Source organism: Wenzhouxiangella marina (genome assembly GCF_001187785.1).
GTDB lineage: Bacteria > Pseudomonadota > Gammaproteobacteria > Xanthomonadales > Wenzhouxiangellaceae > Wenzhouxiangella > Wenzhouxiangella marina.
In genome coordinates, this window is sequence record NZ_CP012154.1 from 191752 (window position 1) to 213006 (window position 21255).

A 21255-nucleotide genomic window follows, 5' to 3' on the forward strand; every position below is an offset into this window, starting at 1 on the left:
TGCCGGAACGGCGTCAGGCCGAAGCTTCCGGTAGATGTCCCGTCTTGACCCAGATCAGTGCGCCGTCATCTTCCGTGTAGGGCGTGTGCTCGCTCAGGTGCGGGCTGCGTAGCCAGCTGCCGGCCGGGTAGTGACCATGCTCGTCATGGAAGGTGCCTTCGATCACGAAGATTTCCTCCCCACCCCAGTGCCGGTGCCGGTTGAACCGGGTGTTCGGCGCCCATCGCACCAGCGCGACGCGCTCGGTGCCGAACTCGTGCAGTGGCATCACGCTCAATCCCGGTACGAGGCCCGGCAGCCAGGGCTCGGAACCTGTGTCGATGACCTTGCGTTCCGCGTCCAGGGGATCGAATTGGTGCAGTTTGACCAGAATCAGGCACCCGTCCGATCCGATCTTCGGTGTGTGGGCGCTGCCGATCGGATTGCGGACATAGCTACCGGCCGGGTAGTCTCCGTGTTCGTCGGAAAAGATTCCTTCGAGAACCAGGATCTCTTCGCCGCCACCATGGATGTGTTCGGGAAACTCACTGTTCGGTGCGTAGCGAACAAGGGAAGTGGCTCGAGCGACTTCGCCTCCGATGCGGTCGAGCATCATGCGTTCCACCCCGGCTGACGGCGAGGGCAGCCAGTCATCGTCGCCCGGCCGGACAACCGCGCGCTGTCGGAAATCGGCGCGGACGAGCGTTTCCTCAGGTGTTGCTGGCATGGACATGGCCTTGACTCGAATCGGGAAAATAGCTTAGTTGGCTGTGGGTTCATGGCTCGTCAATGGCGTAACCGAGCAAAGAATGACGCTTGACAGTACAGGGGTGACGAAATCGGTCAGGAAACGGGAGTCACAGGGCGTGTCCCGTGGCCCTGGGCAGATTGGCCCGTTTATTGCTTGCAATATCAGGGGTCTGGAATTGCTCTATGAGATAAATCTGTTATGCTCGCCCTACAAGGAGGAACAGAATCGATGAGACGCTTCGGGGTAGTCTTGTTTGTGCTTTTCGCCACGATGGGCCTGGTGGCCTGCGGCGGAGAGGAACCCTTGCCGGACAACGAGCGTCTGCTCGCGGCCTTTACCGAAGGTCAGACCGGCGTCTGGGTCAGTGGTCACGGAACCGTCGTGCGGCCTTTGGGCTCGGATGAGGCCAATCAGCGCTTTCTGGTCCGCGTCAACGACGCTTTGTCCCTGGTGGTTCGCCACCGTGTGGGCAATGCAGGCCGGGTGCCGGCTGATCGAGATGATGTCATTGCCTTTCAGGGCCGCTACGAGTTCCATGGCGGCGGTGGCGAGGTGATTCTGACCCACGCGGATTCCGGCCAGCCCGGTGGGGGTGGCTGGATCGAATTCAACGGGACTCGCTACGACTGACCCTTCACTGCTTGTTGAAAAAAAGCCCGGCGTCTTCACGCCGGGTTTTTTTTGCTAGCCAGCTGCCTGAGAGGAATCACGCTCGATGCGTGCGCAAGATCTGCTCAAGGCGCATCGCCAGTGAAGGGCTGGACCTCGGCGCCCTCGACCTCGCCGATGCGAGCCGATTCGTGGACGTGAAGCTCGACCTCTCGTTCGAAGCGTAGCGGCCCTGCCACTTCGACATTCGGTCCGATCACGATCCGGGGAATGCGATCGCCCGCGCTCATCATGCCGGCTTCCAGGACCTTGAGTTCACCGAGAACCCGGCTGCCTTCGCGAAGGTGAATCGACCCTGCCACGGTCTGGATGCTGCCCGCCTGGGTGCCTGTGATGTCGATGCTGCCATTGACCGTGTTGATGGCTCCGGCCACCAGGCTGCCATCGCCGAGTTGAACACGGCCGTTGATGGTGTTCACCGCGCCTTTGACTTCCACACCCGGCCCTGCTTCGATGCGACCGTTCTGGGTCGCCAGCGAGTCCACCTGAACGGATCTTCCGAGGCGAATGGAGCCGTTCATCGTGTCGATGTCACCGGCCTTGCTGGATTCGCCGAGCTCGACCGAGCCGTTGACGTTGGCCAGGTCGCCGGCACGGCTGCGTGCACCCAGCCGAATGGGTCCGTTGACGTTGTCGATGCCGCCTTCGATCACGCAGTCGTCCCCGACCTGGATCGGGCCATTCACTGATCGGAGGCCGTGCTCGATGGTTGATCCATCTTCGATGATGACCGGTGAATTGATCGATCCGCAGGCGCTCAGGCCGAATACGGCGAGAACCAGCAGAGTTGCTTTGAGTCGTCTCATGACACCCTCCTCCATCGGGATTGAATCCGAATTGTGTCACCACTGGCGCCTTGACCACCAGTGTCGCTAGTCATGTCTCGGATGAGGTCCTGGCCAGGCCAGTGAAATCGAACAGAGCCGTGTCACAGAGCTGGGAGGGGGCGACGTTTCCCAGGGCGCGGAAGATGCTCATGGTCCTGCCGGGCTGGACACGCTCCCAGTCGGCAAGCATCCGCTTGATGTTCTGACGCTCGAGATTGGCCTGGCTGCCACAGAGGTTGCAGGGAATGATCGGATAGTTCCGGATCTCGGCCAGGCGTTCCAGGTCGGCCTCGAGGCAGTAGGCGAGCGGGCGGATGACGATGTGCTGGCCGTCATCGCTCCTGAGCTTGGGCGGCATCGCCTTGAGCGAGGCACCGTGGAACAGGTTCAGGAAGAAGGTCTCGACGATGTCGTTCAAATGGTGGCCGAGCGCGATCTTGCTCATGCCGTTCTCACGCGCGAATTCATACAGGGTGCCGCGCCGCATTCGTGAGCAGAGGCCGCAGGTGGTCTTGCCTTCGGGAACGACGCGCTTGACGACCGAATAGGTGTCCTTTTCGATCACATGCCATTCGATGCCGAGCTGCTCGAGATAGGCGGGCAGGACGTGCTCGGGGAAGCCGGGCTGCTTCTGGTCCAGATTGACGGCGATCAGGGAAAAGTCCACGGGTGCCGATCGCTTCAGGTTCATCAGCAGATCGAGCATGGCATAGGAATCCTTGCCGCCCGAGAGGCAGACCATGATTCGATCTCCGTCCTCGATCATGCCGTAGTCCATGACCGCCTGACCGACCTGGCGGCGGAGGCGCTTGACCAGTTTGTCGGTGTTATATTTCGCCTTGCGCGGGTCCCTGGAGGATGGCTTGTGCAGGCGGATCGGAATGCTTGCCTCGGTGCTGCTCATGTCGGCGCGCGTCCTTGAGGGTTGTGCTTGTTCATAGGAGGGGCATTCTAACCATGAGCTGGGATGAGAGCACGATTCGCGAACGGCTCGAGCAACTGATCGAGGAGCATCGCGATCTGGACGAGGCCATTGCCCGCCTCGGGGAGGACCGTGCCACCGATCAGCTGCACCTGCGACGCCTGAAGAAGCGAAAACTCCGCCTCAAGGATCAGATCGCCTGGTTGCAATCCAGACTGATCCCGGATCTGGACGCCTGATCGGGTTTCACGGGGGCCGCGATCCGAATGGCTCCTGTACGCATCACTCGCTCTCCAGTTCGAGAACTTCCGGCGCTGCCTGGATGATCGTGTGCCGGATTTCCTTGTCCAGGATCAGCTTGGCATCCCGGGCGACCTGCTCGAGCAGGTTGGAGAACAACAGTCGCCCTTCTTCATCCCGGTCCAGGAAGCCGCCTTCGGTCAGGGAATCGATGAATTGCTTGAACAGGGTCTTGTCGGAGAACTCCGGGGCCTCGAACTCGTGCAGCAGCGAAATGCGTTGGGCGCAGAGAATGCATAGCTGCTCGAGCTGCTGGCGCGTGAGGCGGCCGGATCCGTTCTTGGCCAGCACCGAAATCGTGATGAAGTAACGCTCGAAGGTCTGGATCAGGGAATTTCCGAGCAGACGCAGATAGTAGGCTTCATCGCTTCCGCCCGGAGCCCGTTGCAGGGAATCCCCGCTGCTTCTCAACAGGCCCAGATCGATCAGCGCCTGGATGTGGCGTTCGATCACCGGCTCGAGTTCGTCCTGGTCCCAGGGCAGGAACAGTTCCCGCTTGAGGAATGGATACACCGTGCGCGTCAGCGCGTTCAGGCGCCGGCGCCGCACGCTGCGGAAGTTCAGGAAACAGCAGGCGATCCAGGCGCTCATGGCCAGCAGGTGCGCCATGTTGTTCCGGAAGTAGGTCAGCAGCACCGCATTGGTCGCGTCGGTCCGGACGATGTCGCCGAGACGGTGGCTCTGGCGCTCGATCGCCCCGAGCTCCAGACCGTACTCGATGATCTGGCCGGGTGTCAGCTCGGTCACGTCCACTCGGTCGCTGAAGCCGGTCTGTCGCACCAGTTCGGCCAGCAGGCCGATCATGCGTTCCAGGTCGTCTTCGTCGAGGGCGTGCTTGCGGCTGGCCAACAGCGCGGTGGCGAGCAGGTTGATCGGATTGACGTGGGCGGCCCGGTTGATATTGACCATGATGCGGTCGGCAAGATCATTGACCAGGCCGGGTAGCCAGGTCGGCTTGCTGTCGGGCTCGAGCTTGAGCCGCTCCCAGTCCGGGTGGTGCTGGTCCAGCAGCTCGGCCAGACGGACCGGCTCGCCGAAGCTGACCGTGACCTCACCGTAATTCTTACGCAGGATATTGATGACGTTCTTGAAGTCGGCCAGGGACTCCGGCTTCTTCTGTCGGCCGGAGAGTTCGTGAATATAGGCATTGCCTTCGGCCAGGCGTTCGTAGCCGATATAGACCGGCTGGAACAGCACGGGTCGGGTGCGGTAGTGGAGGAAGGCCCGGACCGTGATCGAGAGCATGCCCGCGCGCGGAGGCAGCAGCCGACCGGTGCGTGATCGCGTGCCCTCGATGAAATACTCCAGCGCGACGCCCCTGGACAGGATCATCGAGACGTACTGGTTGAAGACTGCCGCGTAGAGGGGCTGCGATCGAAACGAACGGCGCAGGAAGAAGGCGCCGCCGCGTCGGAGCAGTGGGCCGACCAGGGGCATGTTCAGGTTCAGGCCGGCCGCGATATGTGGGGGCACGAAGCCGCGATGGTAGAGCAGCCAGGACAGCAGCATGTAGTCGATGTGGCTGCGGTGGCAGGGCACGTAGACCACTTCGTGCTCTCCGACGGCGTCGCGGAATTTGCTGAAATGGTTGACCTTGACGCCCCGGTAGATCCGGTTCCAGAACCAGCTCAGGAGCTTCTCGGCAATGCGCACGAAGTTGTAGGAGTAGTCGGCCGCGATTTCCCGAGCGTACTTGCGCGCCGCCTGCTCCGCCTTTTCGATCGACACCTGGTCGCGGCGGGCCTTGGCTTCGATGGCCTGGCGCACGCTGTCGCTCTGGACCACCTTTTCGACCAGGGTGCGGCGATGCGAGCGGTCCGGTCCGATGGCGGCGGTTCGCACCTGCCGGAACTGCACGCGAAGCACTCGGCTGACTCGACCCAGGGCCTGCTCGGCGTGCTCGGTTTCGGCGAGGAGCTGAGCCACCTCGATCGGCTTGCCGAACTGGACCATGGTGGCGCGGCCGTTAATCAGGGTGGTGAACAGGCGGCGAAAGCGGCCGCCCAGATCCCAGTTCTCGGAGAACAGGATCTTGAACAGGCTGTTCTCCGTGTCCGGCGCACGTCCGATAAGCACCGTGACCGGAACGATCTGAACCTCGGTCTGGCCGCTGGCAGCCGCCTGCTGCAGCAGGCGTCGGAGCATGACCGAATGGCGCCGGGCTTCCGGGCTTCGGATGAAAAGCCCACGATAACGTCGATTGGCGCCATAGGCGCGCGGCAGGTCGAGACCCTGGGCATGCAGGGCCTGCGTGGGGCGGGGCCATTCGAGATTCTTGCAGACGTGGTCGACGATCAGCAGCGAGCTCAGTGCGTAGGCATCGAGCACGTAGAACACCGGCCGCTCGGGATCGAGCGCCAACTCCTCGAGGTGCTCCGGCAACACGGTGCTGCGCACCCACAGGTGCAGGATTCGGCGCAGTAAACCCAGCCAGACCAGCTGGAGGCGGTGCAGCAGGGAAGGAGCGGGACCGGTATCGGGCATGGTTGCAGTGCCGTCGGACAAGACGCGTAGTTTATCACCGCGCCGGAGCGGTTCCGCCGGTCGGCCGCAGGCGAAAAAAAACCGGGGCGACGCAGGTCGCACCCGGTTGAATTGGCCCCTTCAGATTGCGAAGTGCCATGGGTTGTTGTCGAGCTTGAAGGTTACATCCACGTGCAATCCTCAAGCAAAATGATAGCGTTTTGGGCGCCTCTTGGCAAGCATTCTACAAAAGAGCTATAAGTCACTGAAATATTGCGATATTTCGCTCTGAAGCTGCTCGGCCGCTCGGCGTGGGTCGGCGGCATCCCGGATGGGGCGGCCGACCACGATGTAATCGGCGCCCGCGGCGAAGGCCTCCGCCGCCGAGAGCGTGCGCTTCTGTTCGTCGATGTTGTCGACGGGGCGGATGCCCGGGCAGATCACGGTCAGGGCGTGGTCGACCTCTTCACGCAGGGCTGCGGCTTCCAGGCCGGAGGAAATCACACCGGCGCAGCCGAGCGCCAGCGCTCTCCGCGCTCGCGACAGAACGAGTTGCTCGATATCGCAGTCGAAGCCCAGGTCGTCCAGATCGCCACGGTCCAGGCTGGTCAGCGCGGTGACGGCCAGGATGCCGATCTTGCCGCGCGCAGCGACGGCCGCTTCGAGCATGGCGTCGTTGCCGTGCACGGTCAGAAAGTCGACGTCGTGACGGGCCAGCTGCGCGACGGCGCGGCCGACCGTCGGCGGGATATCGAACAGCTTCAGGTCGGCAAAGACCTTCTTGCCGGCGTCCTTGAGCTCGGCGGCCAGTTCGAAGTAGGCGCCGCTGAGAAAGAACTCCAGGCCCAGCTTGTAGAAACCGACGGCATCGCCGAGTTCGGTGATCAGCGCGCGCGCGCGGTCGATGTCCGGGACGTCGAGGGCGAAGATCAGACGCTCGTTATCGGGAATCGGTTTGGGCTGGAAGCGATCAGACATCGAAGAACTCCTGGATGACCGGGCCGAGCTGGTCCGGGTGATGCATGTGCAGATGGTGCCCGCCGGGGAAAGCGCGCCATTGCCCCTTGCGAAGCGCGGCCAGGCGGCGCTGTAGCAGTCGGGCCGGAACCAGCCCGCTTGGCGGATCGGAATACAGATTCATGACCGGACACTCGATGGCTGCGATCAGGTCGAGCACCTGGGCTTCGGTGTAGCGCTGGGTCGAGGGCCAGGTCAGGCGCAGGTCGTGGCCCCAGACGAAGCCGCCGTCCTGTTCGACCAGGCCCCGTTCGGCCAGCAGTTCGGCGCAACGCTCGTCCAGATCGCTGTTGCGTGCGCGAGCCGCCACGGCCGAGGCCGGAGTCGGGTGCTGACGACGCGGGCGCAGGTGGCTGCCACGGCGGGCCTGGCGCCAGCCGGCGGCGGCGCGGTCGGGGGGCGCACTGATCGGGCCCAGGCCCTCGATCAGTACCAGCGAGCGCACGCGCTCCGGGCAGGCGGCGGCCGTCAGGCAGGCCACGGCGCCACCCAGGGAATGTCCGAGCAGGTGGAAGTCGGACCAGCCGAGCCGGTCGGCGGCCGCCAGCACGTCGAACACATAGTCATCGAAGTGATAGCGAACGCCCTCCGGCCGGGGGCGCGAGCGGCCGTGGCCGGGGAACTCCAGCGCGACCAGATCGATGCCGTCCAGATAAGGCGCCAGGGGCGCATGGCTCCGGGCATTGTCCAGCCAGCCGTGCAGGGCGAGTACCGGCCGCTCACCACGAGTCTGGCGCAGGCCGGCCAGACCGAGCTCCGGCCATTCGAAGGGCGTCACCCGACCCGCTCCAGGGAGGCATAGCCAAGCACCAGCCATTTCGAACCGGCGGACTCGAAATTGATCTGGATGCGCGCGTTCGCGCCCTGGCCTTCGATCGTGACGACAGTGCCGAGCCCGAAGCGGGGATGGCGGACGGTCGTGCCCAGGGAAAGGCCTTCGGCGTCCTGCGGTGCGCCACCGTGGCTCTGGGCCGGGGCCACGCGTGGGCGTCCCGGGCGCAGTTCCTCGACCAGTTCGGCCGGGATCTCGGACAGGAATCGCGAAGGTCGGGAGAAATTGGTCTGGCCGTGGATCATCCGCGATTCCGCGTGGCTCAGCACCAGCTGCTGCATCGCTCGAGTCATGCCGACGTAGCACAGGCGCCGTTCTTCGGCCAGGCGGCCCGGCTCTTCGGCGGATTTCTGGTGCGGGAACAGGCCTTCTTCCATGCCTGCCATGAAGACCAGCGGAAACTCCAGACCCTTGGCCGAGTGCAGGGTCATCAGCTGAACGCAGTCCTGCCAGCGCTCGCCCTGATGTTCGCCCGCCTCCAGGGCGGCCTGGGCGAGGAAGGAGGCGGTCGGGCTCAAGCCGGCCTGCTCATCTTCGAAGGGCTGGGTGAAGCTCTCGGCGGCGCGGACCAGTTCGGCCAGGTTCTCCTCCCGCGCCTCGGCGCGATCGGCGGGCTCGCGGGAGCGGTACCAGTCGGCCAGTTCGGCGCGGTCGATGGCCGCCTGCATGGCCTCCCCGAGGCCGGCCTGTCCGTACTCGTCGGTCAACTCGCCGATCAGGGCAAGAAAGCCGGCCACCGCGTTGCCGGCGCGTGCGGTGAAGCCGCCGCTCTCGCACAGGCTTCGCGCGGCCTCGAACAGGGACTGGCCCTGGCGGCGAGCGTGGTCACGGATCAGCGCCACGGTGCGCTCGCCGATGCCGCGGGCGGGCAGGTTGATGACGCGCTCGAAGGCCGGGTCATCGTGTGGATTGTGGACCAGACGCAGATAGGCCATGGCGTCCTTGACTTCGGCGCGTTCGAAGAAGCGCAGGCCGCCGTACACCCGGTAGGGAATCTCTTCGCGCAACAGCACCTGCTCGAACAGCCGGGATTGCGCGTTCGAGCGATACAGGATGGCGGTTTCCGAGGCGCGCCCGCCCTGTTCCATCCAGTCCTGAATGCGGGCGATCACGAACTCGGCCTCTTCTTCGGCGTTGAAGGCCGTGAACAGCTTGAGCGCTTCGCCCTTCTCGCCCTCGGTCCAGAGGTTCTTGCCCATGCGCTCGGCGTTGTGGTCGATGACCCGGTTGGCCGCTTCGAGAATCGTGGCCGTGGAGCGATAGTTCTGTTCCAGGCGGACCACCTTCGGCGAGAAATCGCGGTCGAAGTGGACCACGTTCTCGACCTTGGCGCCGCGCCAGCCGTAGATCGACTGATCGTCGTCGCCGACCACGAAGAGCTGGTTCTTCGAGCCCGCCAGCAGGCGCACCAGCGCGTACTGGAGGGTGTTCGTGTCCTGGAACTCGTCGATCAGGATGTGGCCGAAACGGTCCTGGTAGTGGGCGCGACGGGCGTCACTGTCGCGCAGCAGCTCGAGGGTGCGGAGCAGCAGTTCGGCGAAGTCGATCAGGCCCGAGCGCTCGCAGTAGTCCTGGTAATGCTGGTAGATGGCCAGCTGGCGCGCCTGAAAGGCGTGATCGAAGCACTCGATGTCGCCCGGCCGACGACCCTCTTCCTTGTGGTGGTTGATGAAGCCCTGCATCTGGCGCGCGGGAAACTCGCCTTCATCCAGCTCCATGTCCCGGATCACCCGGCGAATCAGTCGGTACTGATCGTCCGAATCCAGGATCTGGAAGGTTTCGGGCAGGCCGACTTCAGCGGCGTGCATCCGCAGCATGCGATGGCAGATGCCGTGAAAGGTGCCGATCCACAGTCCGTCGGGACGCAGATTGAGCAGCTTGCCGACGCGATGCCGCATTTCGCCGGCCGCCTTGTTGGTGAAGGTCACGGCCAGCAGGCCCATCGGCGAGACGTGGTGGACCTGGATCAGCCAGGCGATGCGGTGGACCAGGACCCGGGTCTTGCCCGAGCCGGCGCCGGCGAGCACCAGCACATGGCCCTCATCGGCCGTGACCGCCTCGCGCTGGGCGTCGTTGAGCTGGTCGAGCAGGTGGGAGACGTCCATCGGCTCAATACCCGCTCGTGCGATTGGGTGGGCTCGGAGACTGCATCAATCCCGCGAAATGGCGCGGTGGCCGATGTCGCTGCGGTAGAACGCGCCCTCGAAGCCGATCCGCGCCATCCATTCCAGCGCCTGATCCCGCGCCGCCTTGACGTTCGGGCCCAGGGCCGTCACACAGAGCACCCGGCCGCCGCTGGTCACGACTTGCCCCTGCTCATCGAGACGGGTGCCTGCATGGAAGACCTTGACGTGGTGCGGGAAGTCGGAGTCCAGGCCGCTGATCGGCTTGCCTTTTTCGTAGCCGTCGGGGTAGCCGCCGGCGGCCAGCACGATGCCCAGGGCCACGCGCTCGTCCCAGCCCAGTTCGATGTCCTGGATGTGGCCATCGAGGGTTCGCTGCAGGGTCTCGACCAGATCGGACTGCAGTCGCATCAGGATCGGCTGGGTCTCGGGATCGCCGAAGCGCACGTTGAATTCGAGTACCTTGGGGCCATCGTCGGTCAGCATCACGCCGGCATAGAGAAAACCGGTGAATCGGCAGCCATCGGCCTGCATGCCGCTCAGCGTCGGCTGGATGACCTCTTGAAGAATGCGCTGGTGCATGGCGGCATCGACCACCGGCGCGGGCGAATAGGCGCCCATGCCGCCGGTGTTCGGGCCCTGATCGCCCTCATCGCGGCGCTTGTGGTCCTGGCTGGTGGCCAGCGGCAGGGCGTGCTCGCCGTCGGCGATCACGATGAAGCTGGCCTCCTCGCCGATCAGGAATTCCTCGACGACGACGCGGTGCCCCGCCTCGCCGAAGGCCTGGCCGGAAAGCATGTCTTCCAGGGTGGCGCGGGCCTGGTCGAGGCGGTCGACGATGACCACGCCCTTGCCGGCCGCCAGGCCATCGGCCTTGAGCACCAGGGGCAGGCCGATCGAGTTCACCATGTCCATGCCTTCGTCCACCGACTCGACGACACCGTAGCGCGCGGTCGGAATGCGGTGGCGGGCCATGAAATCCTTGGCGAAGGCCTTCGAGGACTCGAGCTGCGCCGCCTTGGCAGAAGGGCCGAAGCAGGCCAGGCCCGCGGCCTGGAAGCGATCGACCACGCCAGCGGCCAGGGGCGCTTCCGGACCGACGATGGTCAGGCCCACCAGCTCGGTCCGGGCCAGTTCGAGCAGAGCGTCGATGTCTTCGGCGCCGATGTCGACGTTCCGGCAGCCGGGCTCGGAGGCCGTGCCGGCGTTGCCCGGGGCGACCAGGACTTCGTCGACCTGACTCGATTGCGCGGCTTTCCAGGCCAGCGCATGCTCACGGCCGCCGCCGCCGATGACGAGCACTTTCATGGGGTGCAATTTCCGGAATCTGGGGTTCGGCACATTGTAGCGCGGCTGCCCCGCCGAACGGGCTCAGTGGCGGAAGTGGCGACGTCCGGTCAGGACCATGGCGATGCCGTGCCGATTGCAGGCATCGATGACTTCCTGGTCGCGCATCGAGCCGCCGGGCTGGATCACCGCCTTGATGCCCTGGGCGGCAGCGGCCTCGATGCTGTCGGCAAAGGGAAAGAAGGCGTCGGAGGCCATCACCGCGCCCTCCAGTGAAAGCCCGGCATCGGCCGCCTTGATGGTGCCGATCCGGGCCGAGTCCACGCGGCTCATCTGGCCGGCGCCGATGCCGACGGTTGCGCCATCCTTGACGTAGACGATGGCGTTGGAGCGAACCATTCGAACGACGGCCCAGGCCACCCGCAGATCGGCCAGTTGTGCGTCGTCCGGCGCCTGCTCGGTCGCCACGCTCAGCTCGACGTCCTCGCTCGAGTTCGAGGGCGGGAGGTCGGCCTGCTGCACCAGCCAGCCGCCGTCGATGGCCTTGAGTTCGAGGCCCGGAGGCTGGTGGGTCGGCGCGATCAAGACACGAAGGTTCTTCTTTCCGGCCAGGATCTCGCGGGCGGCGGGAGCGATGTCCGGCGCGATGATGACTTCCAGGAAGCGTTCGGCCAGGGCCTCGGCCAGCCCGGCATCGATGGTCCGGTTGCAGGCCACGATTCCGCCGAAGGCCGAGGTCGGGTCGCAGGCCAGGGCCCGTTCCCAGGCCTGGCGAAGGCTGTCACCGATGGCCGCGCCGCAGGGGTTGGTGTGCTTGATGATCACGCAGGCCGGTTGGGCGTCGCCGAGCAGCTGGACGCCGGACCAGGCCGCATCGGCGTCCAGCAGGTTGTTGTAGGACAGGGCTTTGCCCTGGATGGGCTGGGTGCCGGCCAGTCCACCGGTCGGACGTTGCCGCTCACGGTACACGGCAGCGGCCTGGTGCGGATTCTCGCCGTAGCGAAGCGGGCTGATTCGATCCAGCGCGAGGTTCAGCACCGGCGGCAGGCCTTCTGGGTCTTCCTGCTGCGACAGGTACTGGCTGATCTGACCGTCATAGGCCGCCGTGTGCGCGAAACCCTTGACCGCGAGGCGGCGCCGGGTGGCTGCATCGGGGAGCTCGGGCAAGCCTGCGATCACGGCCGGGTAATCGGCCGGGTCGACGAGCAGGCCGACGTCGGCGTGATTCTTCGCCGCGGCTCGGACCATGGCCGGGCCACCGATGTCGATCTGCTCGATCGCTTCTTCCCGCGTGCAGTCGGGACGGGCCACGGTGGCAGCGAAGGGATAGAGGTTGACCACGACCAGGTCGATGGCCTTGATCCCATGGGCCCGCATGACCTCCTCGTCCTGGCCGCGACGGCCGAGAATGCCGCCATGGATGCTGGGCTGCAGGGTCTTGACGCGTCCGCCCATGATCTCGGGAAATCCGGTGTGATCGCTGACTTCGGTCACGTCGATGCCGGCCTCGCGCAGGCTGCGCGCCGTGCCGCCGGTCGACAGGAGGGTCCAGCCATGCTCGTGGAGGGCTCGTCCGAGCTCGACCACGCCGGTCTTGTCGGACACGCTGATCAGGGCGGTTCGAGTTGCGTTCATCTTGGATGCGGGTTCCTGCGTTGGCGGCTTCAGCCAGACAAGTCGTAGCGTTGGATACGGTTGCGCAGCGTGGCCCGGGTGATGCCGAGAATGCGCGCCGCCCTCGACTGGTTTCCGCCGACGTGTTCGAGCACGGTAGCGATCAGCGGGCGCTCGATCTCTCCGAGGATGAAAGCGTGCAGGTTGTCCGGCGGCGTGGAGCCCATGTCGTCGAGGTACTGGCGGACGACCTCGCGAACGACCTGGTTGAGGCTGGCTCCGTTGCTGGCTGGCTGGGCTTTCAAACGACTGGTCCGTTGGATGGTTCGACAAGCTGCCGTGCCACGGCAGCGGGCCGCAAACAATAGCACAGCCGGAGTGGCTGGATCGGCTCGCAAGCGCCGTCGGGTCGGGATTCGGGGGTGTTGTCAGTAGAACCTGAAATCGAAACCCGACGGCAGGGTCGTGCCGACGACGAATTCCAGGATGACCGGGACGAGGAGCTCGGTCGGCATGCCGATATCGACGTTGGCGGCATTCTGCAGGTAATCGGCTGGCATCAGGCGACGGACCCCGAGGATCTGCTGGCTGGGGTCGTACAGTCGGACTTCCAGGACCGGCCAGTCCAGACGTTCATCGGAGGTGTTGCGCAGGGTGGCGCTGACGATGACGGCATCGTCCAGGGTCGGGTGCCGATGCATGTCACGCGAGATGATCTGGATCGCCTGCCCGACCTCCGCTGGCGTCACGGGGCCGGCCTCACGCCCGAACAGGCCCGCGAGGGCGCTATCGGGCGCTCGCCACTGCAGGGCCAGCTGCAGGATCAGTGCGAGCCCCAAAGCCAGGCTGGCCACGGCCCAGGCGGGTGAGGCCGGGCGCGGACCTGCGGCGGTCTCTGGAAGGTTCAGGGTCGGGCCCGGCTCCTGCTCGACGGTTTCCTCTTCGAACAGGCTGACTCCGGGGAGCTCGGGCTGCACGATGGCGCGGTAATCGAGCATCGGCGGCATGCCGGCCCCGGTCAGGGGGCTGTCATCGGCGCGCGGATGTTCGTTGAAGAGGCTGCTCAGCGAATTGAAGGTCTTGCCGCAGTGGCCGCAGCGCACCATGCCGGCGGCTTCGGCCAGTCGTTGGGCATCGAGCGCGTAGACCGATTGGCAGCCAGGGCAGCGGGTGAACATGTCAGGGACTCGATTCGGGCTCTGGCTCGCTCTCTGCCGCGGTACCGGCGTCGGGCTGGGTCAGCTGAAGAAAGCGCGCCAGGTCAGCATCGAAGCGCTCGCGCTGCTCCTGCTCGCGTTCGTCCAGCTGGGCCATCGCTTCACGAAGATCGCGGACTTCCGCCTGGGCCTGGGCGATGTTCTCGCTCAGCTGCCGGGGCACGGATTGGCCCTCGCGGGTCAGTTGAGCGGCCCGACTGACCAGGTTCTCGAAGCGCTGGCTGGTCCGATCGAGCGAGGTCTGCAGGGTTTCTCGCTGGCTGGCCAGGCTGCGCAGGGTCATGTCCCGAGTGGTGACGATGTCCTCGGCGCTGCGATACGCGGCCAGCAGCAGACGATCGCGGGTTTCCTGATTGCGTTGCTCGATTTCCTCCCGGGCCTGACGCTCTCGCTCCCGGTCGCGCGCGGCCTGCTCTTCGGGGGTAAGGGCTCGCTCGACACGCTCGACGACCATGCCGTTGGGGCCGAGGCGATCGTAGCCGCGATCCTTGTACTCGGGCGGCACGGCATGGCCGTAGTGCACTTCGCCCTCGTCATCCACCCAACGGTAGACGGTCTGCGCCGAGGCGAGCTCGGGGATCAGTGTCAGCGTCAGGATGATCAGCGCGTATTTCATCATGTCCGAAGAGGCGTTCTCAGATGCCGTACCGCTCCCGGTAGGCCAGCATAGCAGACCGGTCTGCGGCAATCGTGTGGCGATCGTCCAGCCAGTCGATCAGGTCGGCCAGCGTGGCCACACTGACCACTTCGAGCCCGTCGGCTTCGACCTCTTCGACCGCCGAGCGTTCGTTCTGACCGCGCTCCTGTCGATCCAGCGCGATGGCCACCGCTACGGCTTGGGCACCATGATCGGTGATCAGGTTCCGAGATTCGCGCACGGAGGTCCCCGCCGAGATCACGTCGTCGACGATCAGGACGCGGCCCGCAAGCGGCGCCCCCACCACCTCGCCGCCTTCCCCGTGGTCCTTGGCCTCCTTGCGGTTGTAGGCGAAAGGCAGGTTGCGGTCGAAGTCCCGGTACAGGCGGATGGCGATCGCCGCGGCCAGCGGGATGCCCTTGTAGGCCGGGCCGAAGATCATGTCGAATTCGATGCCACTGGCCTGGATGGCGGCCGCATAGCAGCCGGCCAGACGATCCAGGCCACGGCCGTCGGCGAACAGGCCGGCGTTGAAGAAATACGGGCTGACGCGGCCGGATTTCAGGGTGAACTCGCCAAAGCGGAGAGCCTGATAGTCCAGGGCCAGGTCGAGAAAGTCGTCGGTCCATTGCGCGCTCATGCGACTATTGTAAATGCAGGCCGTCGCGGGCGGACGAGAGACGGGAGATGAATCAGCAGGAACACCGGCAAGCCGTTTTCAGGGCGCAGGGGCTCACCCGCTTCTACCGTATGGGCGAAGTCACCATCCAGGCCCTGCGTGGCGTCGATCTGGAGCTTGAATCCGGCGAACTGGTCGTGTTGCTGGGTGCCTCGGGCTCGGGTAAATCGACGCTCCTCAATATCCTCGGCGGGCTGGATCGGGCGAGTAGCGGTCAACTCCACTACGGCGATCAGGACCTGACCCTGGCCGGCGATCGGGCCCTGACGGCCTTCCGGAGGGATCACGTCGGTTTCGTGTTCCAGTTCTACAACATGATCCCCAGCCTGACGGCCCGTGAGAACGTGGCGGTGGTCACCGACATCGCCGAACGGGCGATGACGCCGGAAGAGGCCCTGGAGCGCGTCGATCTGACGGACCGGATGGATCATTTTCCTTCCCAGCTCTCGGGCGGTGAGCAGCAACGCGTGGCCATCGCCCGCGCCATCGCCAAACGACCGGCCGTGCTGCTCTGCGATGAACCCACTGGCGCACTGGACTCGAAGACCGGGGTGCGGGTGCTCGAGGTCATCGCGCGGATCAATCGGGAACTGGGCACCACCACCCTGATCATCACCCACAATGCCGTGATCGGGGAGATGGCGACGCGCGTGATTCGCATGCGGGATGGCCGGATCGAGGGCGATCAGCGCAACGACAAGCCTCGGCCGGCGGCCGAGCTGGACTGGTAGGCGGACGGTGCGCATCGCCGCCCTGCACCGGAAGCTGCTGCGGGACCTGCTGCAGATGAAGGCGCAGCTCCTGGCGATCGCCCTGGTCATCGGCTCCGGCGTGATGACCCTGATCATCTCGGTGACTTCGATGGATGCCCTGCGTCTGTCGATGCAGAACTTCTACGGCAGCCATCACCTGGCCGACGTGCAGGTCGCCCTGGCACGAGCGCCGGTCAGCCTGATCGAGCGCTTGCAGCATGTCCCCGGCGTCAATCGCCTGCATGACCGGGTCGTGGCCCCGATTCGGCTGGAGGTTCCCGGGTTCGCCGATCCGGTCCAGGGGCAGCTGATTTCGATTCCGGATGGCCGACAACCCCCGCTCAACCGGCTCTATCTGCGCTCCGGCACCCTGCCCGAGTCCGGTCGCAACGATCAGGTCGTGGTCAGCGAGGCCTTCGCGCTGGCCCACGTGCTTCGCCCCGGGGATCGACTGCGTCTGATCATCCGCGGTCGCTATCAGGAAACGACCATCAGCGGCATCGCGCTCTCGCCGGAATTCGTTTACCAGGTCGGTCCGCACGACCTCCTGCCCGACGATCGGCGCTTCGGCGTGTTCTGGATGAACCGTGATGCCGTGGCGCGAGCCTTTGCCATGGACGGCGCCTTCAACAGCCTGTTGGTCAGCCGCCAGTCCGGTGCCGAAGAAGCCGAGCTGATCGCGGGCCTCGACGACATTCTGGCGCGTTACGGTGGAATGGGCGCCCATGGCCGCGAAGAGCTGATTTCCCATCGCATGCTCAGCCAGGAGATCGACGAGCTGGAGGTCACGGCCATCATTCTCCCCGGCCTGTTTCTCAGCGTGTCCGGGTTTCTCCTCGGCGTACTGATCGAGCGGGTCGTGCGCCACCAGCGCCAGCAGATCGCCGTACTTCGCGCCTTCGGCTATCGTCGCGGTGAGTTGGCCCTGCACTTTTCCCTGATGGCCGGCGTGGTGGTGCTGCTCGGATGGGCCATCGGCGTCGTGGCGGGCGCTTGGGCGGCGGAAGCCCTGGCGCGACTGTATGCCGAGTACTTCCGGTTTCCCACCACCCTGACCCGCCTGCAGTTCTGGCCCATGGTGCTGGCGCTGCTGGTGGCGGTGGTGGCCGCGGCGCTGGGCACGGTACGCGCCTTGTCCGCTGCGGTCCGCCTTGCCCCGGCGGAGGCCATGCGACCGCCGGCGCCGGCGATCTTCCACCGCTCCTGGATCGATCGCAGCCGGGCCGGCCGCTCCCTCGGCCAGTCGAGCCGGATGATCCTGCGACACCTCGGACGGCATCCGGCCAAGAGCGCCATGACCCTGCTCGGTATCAGCCTGGCCGCGGCCTTGCTGGTGCTGGGCAGCTTCCAGTTCGGGGCCGTGACCGAAATGATCGACCAGCAGTATCGCAAGGTGCTGCGTATGGACATCGATCTGAGCTTCGTCGAGCCGACCTCGGCGCAGGTTCTGGCCGAGCTGGAGGCGATCCCCGGGGTGCGCCACGCCGAGGGCTATCGGCAGGTTCCGGTGCGCCTGCGCCACGGCCATCTTCAGGAGCGCAATGCGTTGATCGGCCTGCCGTCCGGTGGTGTGCTGCGGCAGTTGATCGATGCCGATGGCCAGCCGATCGAGCGACCTCGTCACGGCCTCAGCATGACTCGACATCTCGCCGAGCAGCTCCGTATCGAGCCCGGAGAACGGGTCGAAGTCCAGATCATGGAAGGTCGTCGTCAGCGCCTCGAGTTGCCATTGATCGCCGTGGTCGACGAGCCCCTGGGCACCAGCGCTTACCTGGATCTGGAGGAGCTCAATACCCTGATGCGTGAGGCGCCCGCCCTGAGCGGCGCCTGGCTGTCGATCGAGCCATCGGCCCGGGATGAGGTGCTGGCCGAGTTGCGGGGCGCGGGACGGGTCGCCGGGATCGGTCTGATTCGAGACACGGAAAGAGAACTGCGTGCCTACATGGATGACACCATGCTGGTGATGATGGGCATCATGCTGCTGCTGGCCGGCACGATCACCTTCGCCCTGGTCTACAACAACGCTCGAATCGCGTTCACCGAGCGTGAGCGCGAACTGGCCACTCTGCGCGTCCTGGGGTACTCCCGGGCTCAGGTCGGCTGGGTGCTGATCGGCGAGATGCTGCTTCTGACCGTGTTGGCCATTCCGGTCGGCTGGGCGATCGGCGTCGGCTTTTCCTGGCTGCTGAGCCACGCGATCAGTATGGACCTGTTCCGGATTCCCTTCGTCATCAGCCACCAGACCCTGGCCTTCGCCGCCGCCGGCGTGCTGGCGGCGACGGCCCTGTCGACCGTGTTCATCCTCCGCCGGATACGGCGCCTGGACATGGTGCTGGCCCTGAAGGGAGTGGAGTAGGCCATCGCCGCCCCCCGATTCTCGATTTGAGGCAGGATATGTGGTCATGAAAAGCGCCAAACGATTGCTGCTGCCTGCCTTGGGCCTGATTCTCTTGCTGGCCCTGGTCCTGGCACTGCGACCCGCCCCGCTGCCGGTCAGCGCGGTCACGGCCGAGCGCGGAGACTTCGTCGAATCGATCTGGGAAGAAGGTCGCACCCGCCTGCGTGATACCTACACGCTTTCGGCGCCGATCGGTGGCTACCTGCTCCGGGTCGAGCCAGAACCCGGCGATGCCCTGGCGCCCGGGGAGGTGGTCTTTCGGCTCGAGCCCAGCCCAGCGCCGGCGCTGGATGCCCGAAGCCTGGGACAGGCTCGCGAAACCCTGTCGGCAGCGGAGGCCCGCCTGCAGAACGCCACGGCCCAGTTGGCGACGGCCGAAGCCGACGCCCGTCTCGCACTCAGCGAGTTCGAGCGCGTGTCATCGATGCATCAGCGCGGCCTGGTGTCGACGGCTGAGTTGGAGCGAGCAAGAGCGACGCGGGATCGACAGGAGGCGGCTCGTCGCGCCGCGGCCTCCAGCGTCGATGTTGCCCGGCACGAGCGCCAGAGTGCCCGCCTGGTGCTCGACATTGCCAGCGGTCAGCGGCCGGTCGGTGAGCAGACGGCGGTCGAGGTCACCGCCCCGATCGAGGGCGTGGTGCTGAGAGTCCATCGTTGCTGTGAGGGCGCGGTTCAGGCCGGCGAGCCGATTCTGGACGTGGGCTCTCTGGACGATCTGGAGGTGCAGGTCGACCTGTTGTCCCACCAGGCCGTGCGTGTCAGCGAAGGCATGGAGGTTGCCCTGACCGGCTGGGGCGGCGATCAGGCCCTGGCGGCCCGCGTGCGTCGAGTCGAGCCGGCCGGGTTCACCCGGATTTCGGCCCTGGGCGTGGAAGAACAACGCGTGCCGATCGTGATCGATTTCGATGACCCGGAGCAGGCCTGGGCCTGGCTTGGTGTGGGGTATCGGGTCGAAGCCGAGTTCTTTCTCTGGCGGGGCGAGGATGTGCTGCAGGTGCCGAGTAGTGCCCTGTTCCGGCTCGAGGATCGCTGGCAAGTGTTCGTGGTCGAGGAAGGTCGTGCGCGACTGCGAAGCGTCGAGCCGGGTCGCAGTAGCGGGTTGCGCACTCAGATCCTGAACGGCCTGGACGTCGGCGATCGAGTCATCACCCATCCGGATGACCAGCTCGAGGCGGGTGCACGCGTGCGCGTCGACGCTTCGGCAGAATGAATCCGAATCCCTCGACCGGGCTGCTCGCTGGATGCGAGCAGGCTCGACGCCTGATCGATGCCAATGACATTCGCCGCGCCGGGCCGCTGTGCGAGGCCCTGGTGGCCCGTTACCCCGATCAGGCCTCCGCCTGGGCGGTGTTCGGTGAGCTCTGGGCCCGCGTCGGCGAACTCGACCGCGCGGCCGAGTCCCTGGAGCGGGCTTGCGAGCTGGATCCAGGCGACCATCGCCACCTCGCCCAGCGCGCGCGCTACGAGGCCCTTCGAGGGGCCCATGGGTCGGCGATGGCGCTGGCGGAGTCGGCCCTGGAGGGTGCCGGTGACGATTACTGGCTATTGGATACGCTCGGAAACGTCTTCAGCCTGGTTGGCGAACAGGCGCGCGCCCTCGAGCTTTTCGAGCGTGCCCATGCCCTGGCGCCGGAACAGCCGACCGGGATCTACAATCTGGCGACATCGCTTCGCTTCCACGGGCGGATCGACGAAGCGGAGGCGCTGTTCGAACGCCTGATCGAACTGCGGCCGGACGATCATGAGGCGGTGCACAGTCGCAGCGTTCTGCGGCGCCAGAGCGAGTCCAGCAATCACATCGACGAGCTGCGCGCTCGTCTGTCGCGTTGCCCTCCCTGGCCGGCGGCCTGTCACTATGCCTATGCGCTCGGCAAGGAATATGAGGATCTGGGCCGCCACGAGGATGCCTTTGCGGCCTTCGCCGAAGGTGCAGGCCTGATGCATCGTCATCGAGCCTCCGGGATTGCCGAGGAGCTGGCCGGGCTGGTGGCAGCCATGCGCGCGCTCGAACAGCAGCCGGTGACAAAGGCGCCTGGTCACCCCAGCGAGGAACCGGTGTTCATCATCGGCCTGCCTCGCACCGGCTCGACCCTGATCGAGCGCATGCTCGGTCGCCACTCGCAGGTGTTTGCCGCCGGCGAACTCAGTCATTTCCCGCGCCTGGCACGTTCGGCGCTGGGGGCTCGCGACACGGCGGCGGCCTATGCCCATCTGTCGGCTTCCGCCTGGTCGATCGATTTCGAGGCCCTGGGTCGTGACTATCTGTCGGCGACCCGCCCCCGCACGGGCCGAACGCCACGCTTCATCGACAAGCTGCCCCGCAACGACCTCTGGGCCGGTTTGATCCATCGAGCGCTCCCGAAAGCGCGTTTCATCCTGACCCGGCGCGACCCGATGGATGCCGGCTACGCCCTGTTTCGGACCCTCTTTCACGGCGGCTACGCCTGGACCTACGAGCTGAGCGAGATCGGTCGCTACCTGAAGGCCCAGCAAGCGCTGATGCAGGCCATCAAGACCTCCCTGCCGGACGATCGATGGATCGAGATGCCCTACGAGGCGCTGGTCGAGCGGCCCGAGGCCCGCCTTCGCGAACTCATCGAGTTTCTGGGACTGGACTGGGAGGAGGCTTGCCTGGATTTTCATCGCGCCCCGGAGGCCGCGGTCACTGCCAGCGCCCACCAGGTGCGCCAACCGGTCTACACCAGTTCGGTCGGCAAGTGGCGACGGGTCGAAGCTCGGCTTCAGCCCCTGGCGGAGGCACTGGCTTGAGCGGCGTTGGCCCGCGGTC

At 65.7% G+C, this 21255-nt stretch carries 19 protein-coding genes; 6 read left to right on the forward strand and 13 right to left on the reverse strand.

Annotated elements, in window-relative coordinates:
• Positions 1-13: 13 nt before the first annotated feature.
• Positions 14-712, reverse strand: coding sequence for a cupin domain-containing protein (locus tag WM2015_RS00745; protein WP_245609787.1), 699 nt, complete (start codon positions 710-712; stop codon positions 14-16).
• Between the two features lie 273 nt (positions 713-985).
• Between WM2015_RS00745 and WM2015_RS00750 the strand changes: the two genes are divergently transcribed.
• On the forward strand, positions 986-1360 hold the full coding sequence (locus WM2015_RS00750; RefSeq protein WP_049724247.1) for a DUF3465 domain-containing protein: 375 nt from the start codon (positions 986-988) through the stop codon (positions 1358-1360).
• Between the two features lie 104 nt (positions 1361-1464).
• Here WM2015_RS00750 and WM2015_RS00755 read toward each other — a convergent pair whose 3' ends face one another.
• Both WM2015_RS00755 and ttcA read right to left on the reverse strand, forming a co-directional pair.
• Positions 1465-2205, reverse strand: coding sequence for a DUF4097 family beta strand repeat-containing protein (locus tag WM2015_RS00755; RefSeq protein WP_156200731.1), 741 nt, complete (start codon positions 2203-2205; stop codon positions 1465-1467).
• A gap of 70 nt (positions 2206-2275) precedes the next feature.
• Positions 2276-3130 (reverse strand): tRNA 2-thiocytidine(32) synthetase TtcA, encoded by an 855-nt coding sequence (ttcA, locus tag WM2015_RS00760; protein WP_049724249.1) that lies wholly within the window; start codon positions 3128-3130, stop codon positions 2276-2278.
• Positions 3131-3183: 53 nt separating this feature from the next.
• Between ttcA and WM2015_RS00765 the strand changes: the two genes are divergently transcribed.
• Positions 3184-3387, forward strand: a complete 204-nt coding sequence (locus WM2015_RS00765) for a YdcH family protein (RefSeq protein ID WP_049724250.1) — start codon at positions 3184-3186, stop codon at positions 3385-3387.
• A 43-nt stretch (positions 3388-3430) separates the two neighbouring features.
• Here WM2015_RS00765 and plsB read toward each other — a convergent pair whose 3' ends face one another.
• The 10 genes from plsB to pyrE all read right to left on the reverse strand — a co-directional run bounded on the left by plsB (position 3431) and on the right by pyrE (position 15278).
• Entirely contained in the window at positions 3431-5932 is a 2502-nt protein-coding gene (plsB, locus tag WM2015_RS00770; RefSeq protein ID WP_049724251.1) for a glycerol-3-phosphate 1-O-acyltransferase PlsB, read from the reverse strand.
• Between the two features lie 234 nt (positions 5933-6166).
• Positions 6167-6889, reverse strand: coding sequence for an orotidine-5'-phosphate decarboxylase (pyrF, locus tag WM2015_RS00775; RefSeq protein ID WP_049724252.1), 723 nt, complete (start codon positions 6887-6889; stop codon positions 6167-6169).
• Positions 6882-7706, reverse strand: a complete 825-nt coding sequence (locus WM2015_RS00780) for an alpha/beta fold hydrolase (protein ID WP_049724253.1) — start codon at positions 7704-7706, stop codon at positions 6882-6884. The genes pyrF and WM2015_RS00780 overlap by 8 nt, the downstream gene beginning before the upstream one ends.
• Positions 7703-9865, reverse strand: coding sequence for a DNA helicase II (gene uvrD / locus WM2015_RS00785; RefSeq protein WP_049724254.1), 2163 nt, complete (start codon positions 9863-9865; stop codon positions 7703-7705). Before uvrD ends, WM2015_RS00780 begins: the two co-directional genes overlap by 4 nt.
• 45 nt (positions 9866-9910) lie before the next feature.
• On the reverse strand, positions 9911-11191 hold the full coding sequence (purD, locus tag WM2015_RS00790) for a phosphoribosylamine--glycine ligase (RefSeq protein WP_049724255.1): 1281 nt from the start codon (positions 11189-11191) through the stop codon (positions 9911-9913).
• A gap of 63 nt (positions 11192-11254) precedes the next feature.
• Positions 11255-12805, reverse strand: coding sequence for a bifunctional phosphoribosylaminoimidazolecarboxamide formyltransferase/IMP cyclohydrolase (gene purH, locus WM2015_RS00795; protein WP_049724256.1), 1551 nt, complete (start codon positions 12803-12805; stop codon positions 11255-11257).
• A gap of 29 nt (positions 12806-12834) precedes the next feature.
• Complete coding sequence (locus tag WM2015_RS00800) at positions 12835-13089, reverse strand: helix-turn-helix domain-containing protein (protein ID WP_049724257.1); 255 nt, start codon at positions 13087-13089, stop codon at positions 12835-12837.
• Between the two features lie 123 nt (positions 13090-13212).
• A complete protein-coding gene (locus WM2015_RS00805; RefSeq protein ID WP_049724258.1) occupies positions 13213-13962 on the reverse strand; it encodes a DUF3426 domain-containing protein in 750 nt (249 codons plus the stop codon).
• A gap of 1 nt (position 13963) precedes the next feature.
• A complete protein-coding gene (locus WM2015_RS00810) occupies positions 13964-14620 on the reverse strand; it encodes a DUF4124 domain-containing protein (RefSeq protein ID WP_049724259.1) in 657 nt (218 codons plus the stop codon).
• Between the two features lie 16 nt (positions 14621-14636).
• A complete protein-coding gene (gene pyrE / locus WM2015_RS00815; RefSeq protein WP_049724260.1) occupies positions 14637-15278 on the reverse strand; it encodes an orotate phosphoribosyltransferase in 642 nt (213 codons plus the stop codon).
• Positions 15279-15325: 47 nt separating this feature from the next.
• On the opposite strand from pyrE, the gene WM2015_RS00820 reads away from it, so the two are divergent.
• From WM2015_RS00820 to WM2015_RS00835, 4 genes are read left to right on the forward strand one after another with little or no spacing between them, the layout of a single operon-like run.
• The gene (locus WM2015_RS00820) at positions 15326-16048 is read left to right on the forward strand and encodes an ABC transporter ATP-binding protein (protein ID WP_049724261.1); all 723 of its coding nucleotides are present in this window, start codon (positions 15326-15328) and stop codon (positions 16046-16048) included.
• 13 nt (positions 16049-16061) lie between these two features.
• A complete protein-coding gene (locus WM2015_RS00825; RefSeq protein ID WP_049726918.1) occupies positions 16062-18425 on the forward strand; it encodes an ABC transporter permease in 2364 nt (787 codons plus the stop codon).
• Positions 18426-18471: 46 nt separating this feature from the next.
• Positions 18472-19677 carry an efflux RND transporter periplasmic adaptor subunit gene (locus tag WM2015_RS00830; RefSeq protein ID WP_049724262.1) on the forward strand — a complete coding sequence of 402 codons (1206 nt, stop codon included), beginning with the start codon at positions 18472-18474 and terminating at the stop codon, positions 19675-19677.
• On the forward strand, positions 19674-21236 hold the full coding sequence (locus WM2015_RS00835) for a tetratricopeptide repeat-containing sulfotransferase family protein (protein WP_049724263.1): 1563 nt from the start codon (positions 19674-19676) through the stop codon (positions 21234-21236). The genes WM2015_RS00830 and WM2015_RS00835 overlap by 4 nt, the downstream gene beginning before the upstream one ends.
• Positions 21237-21255 lie beyond the last annotated feature (19 nt).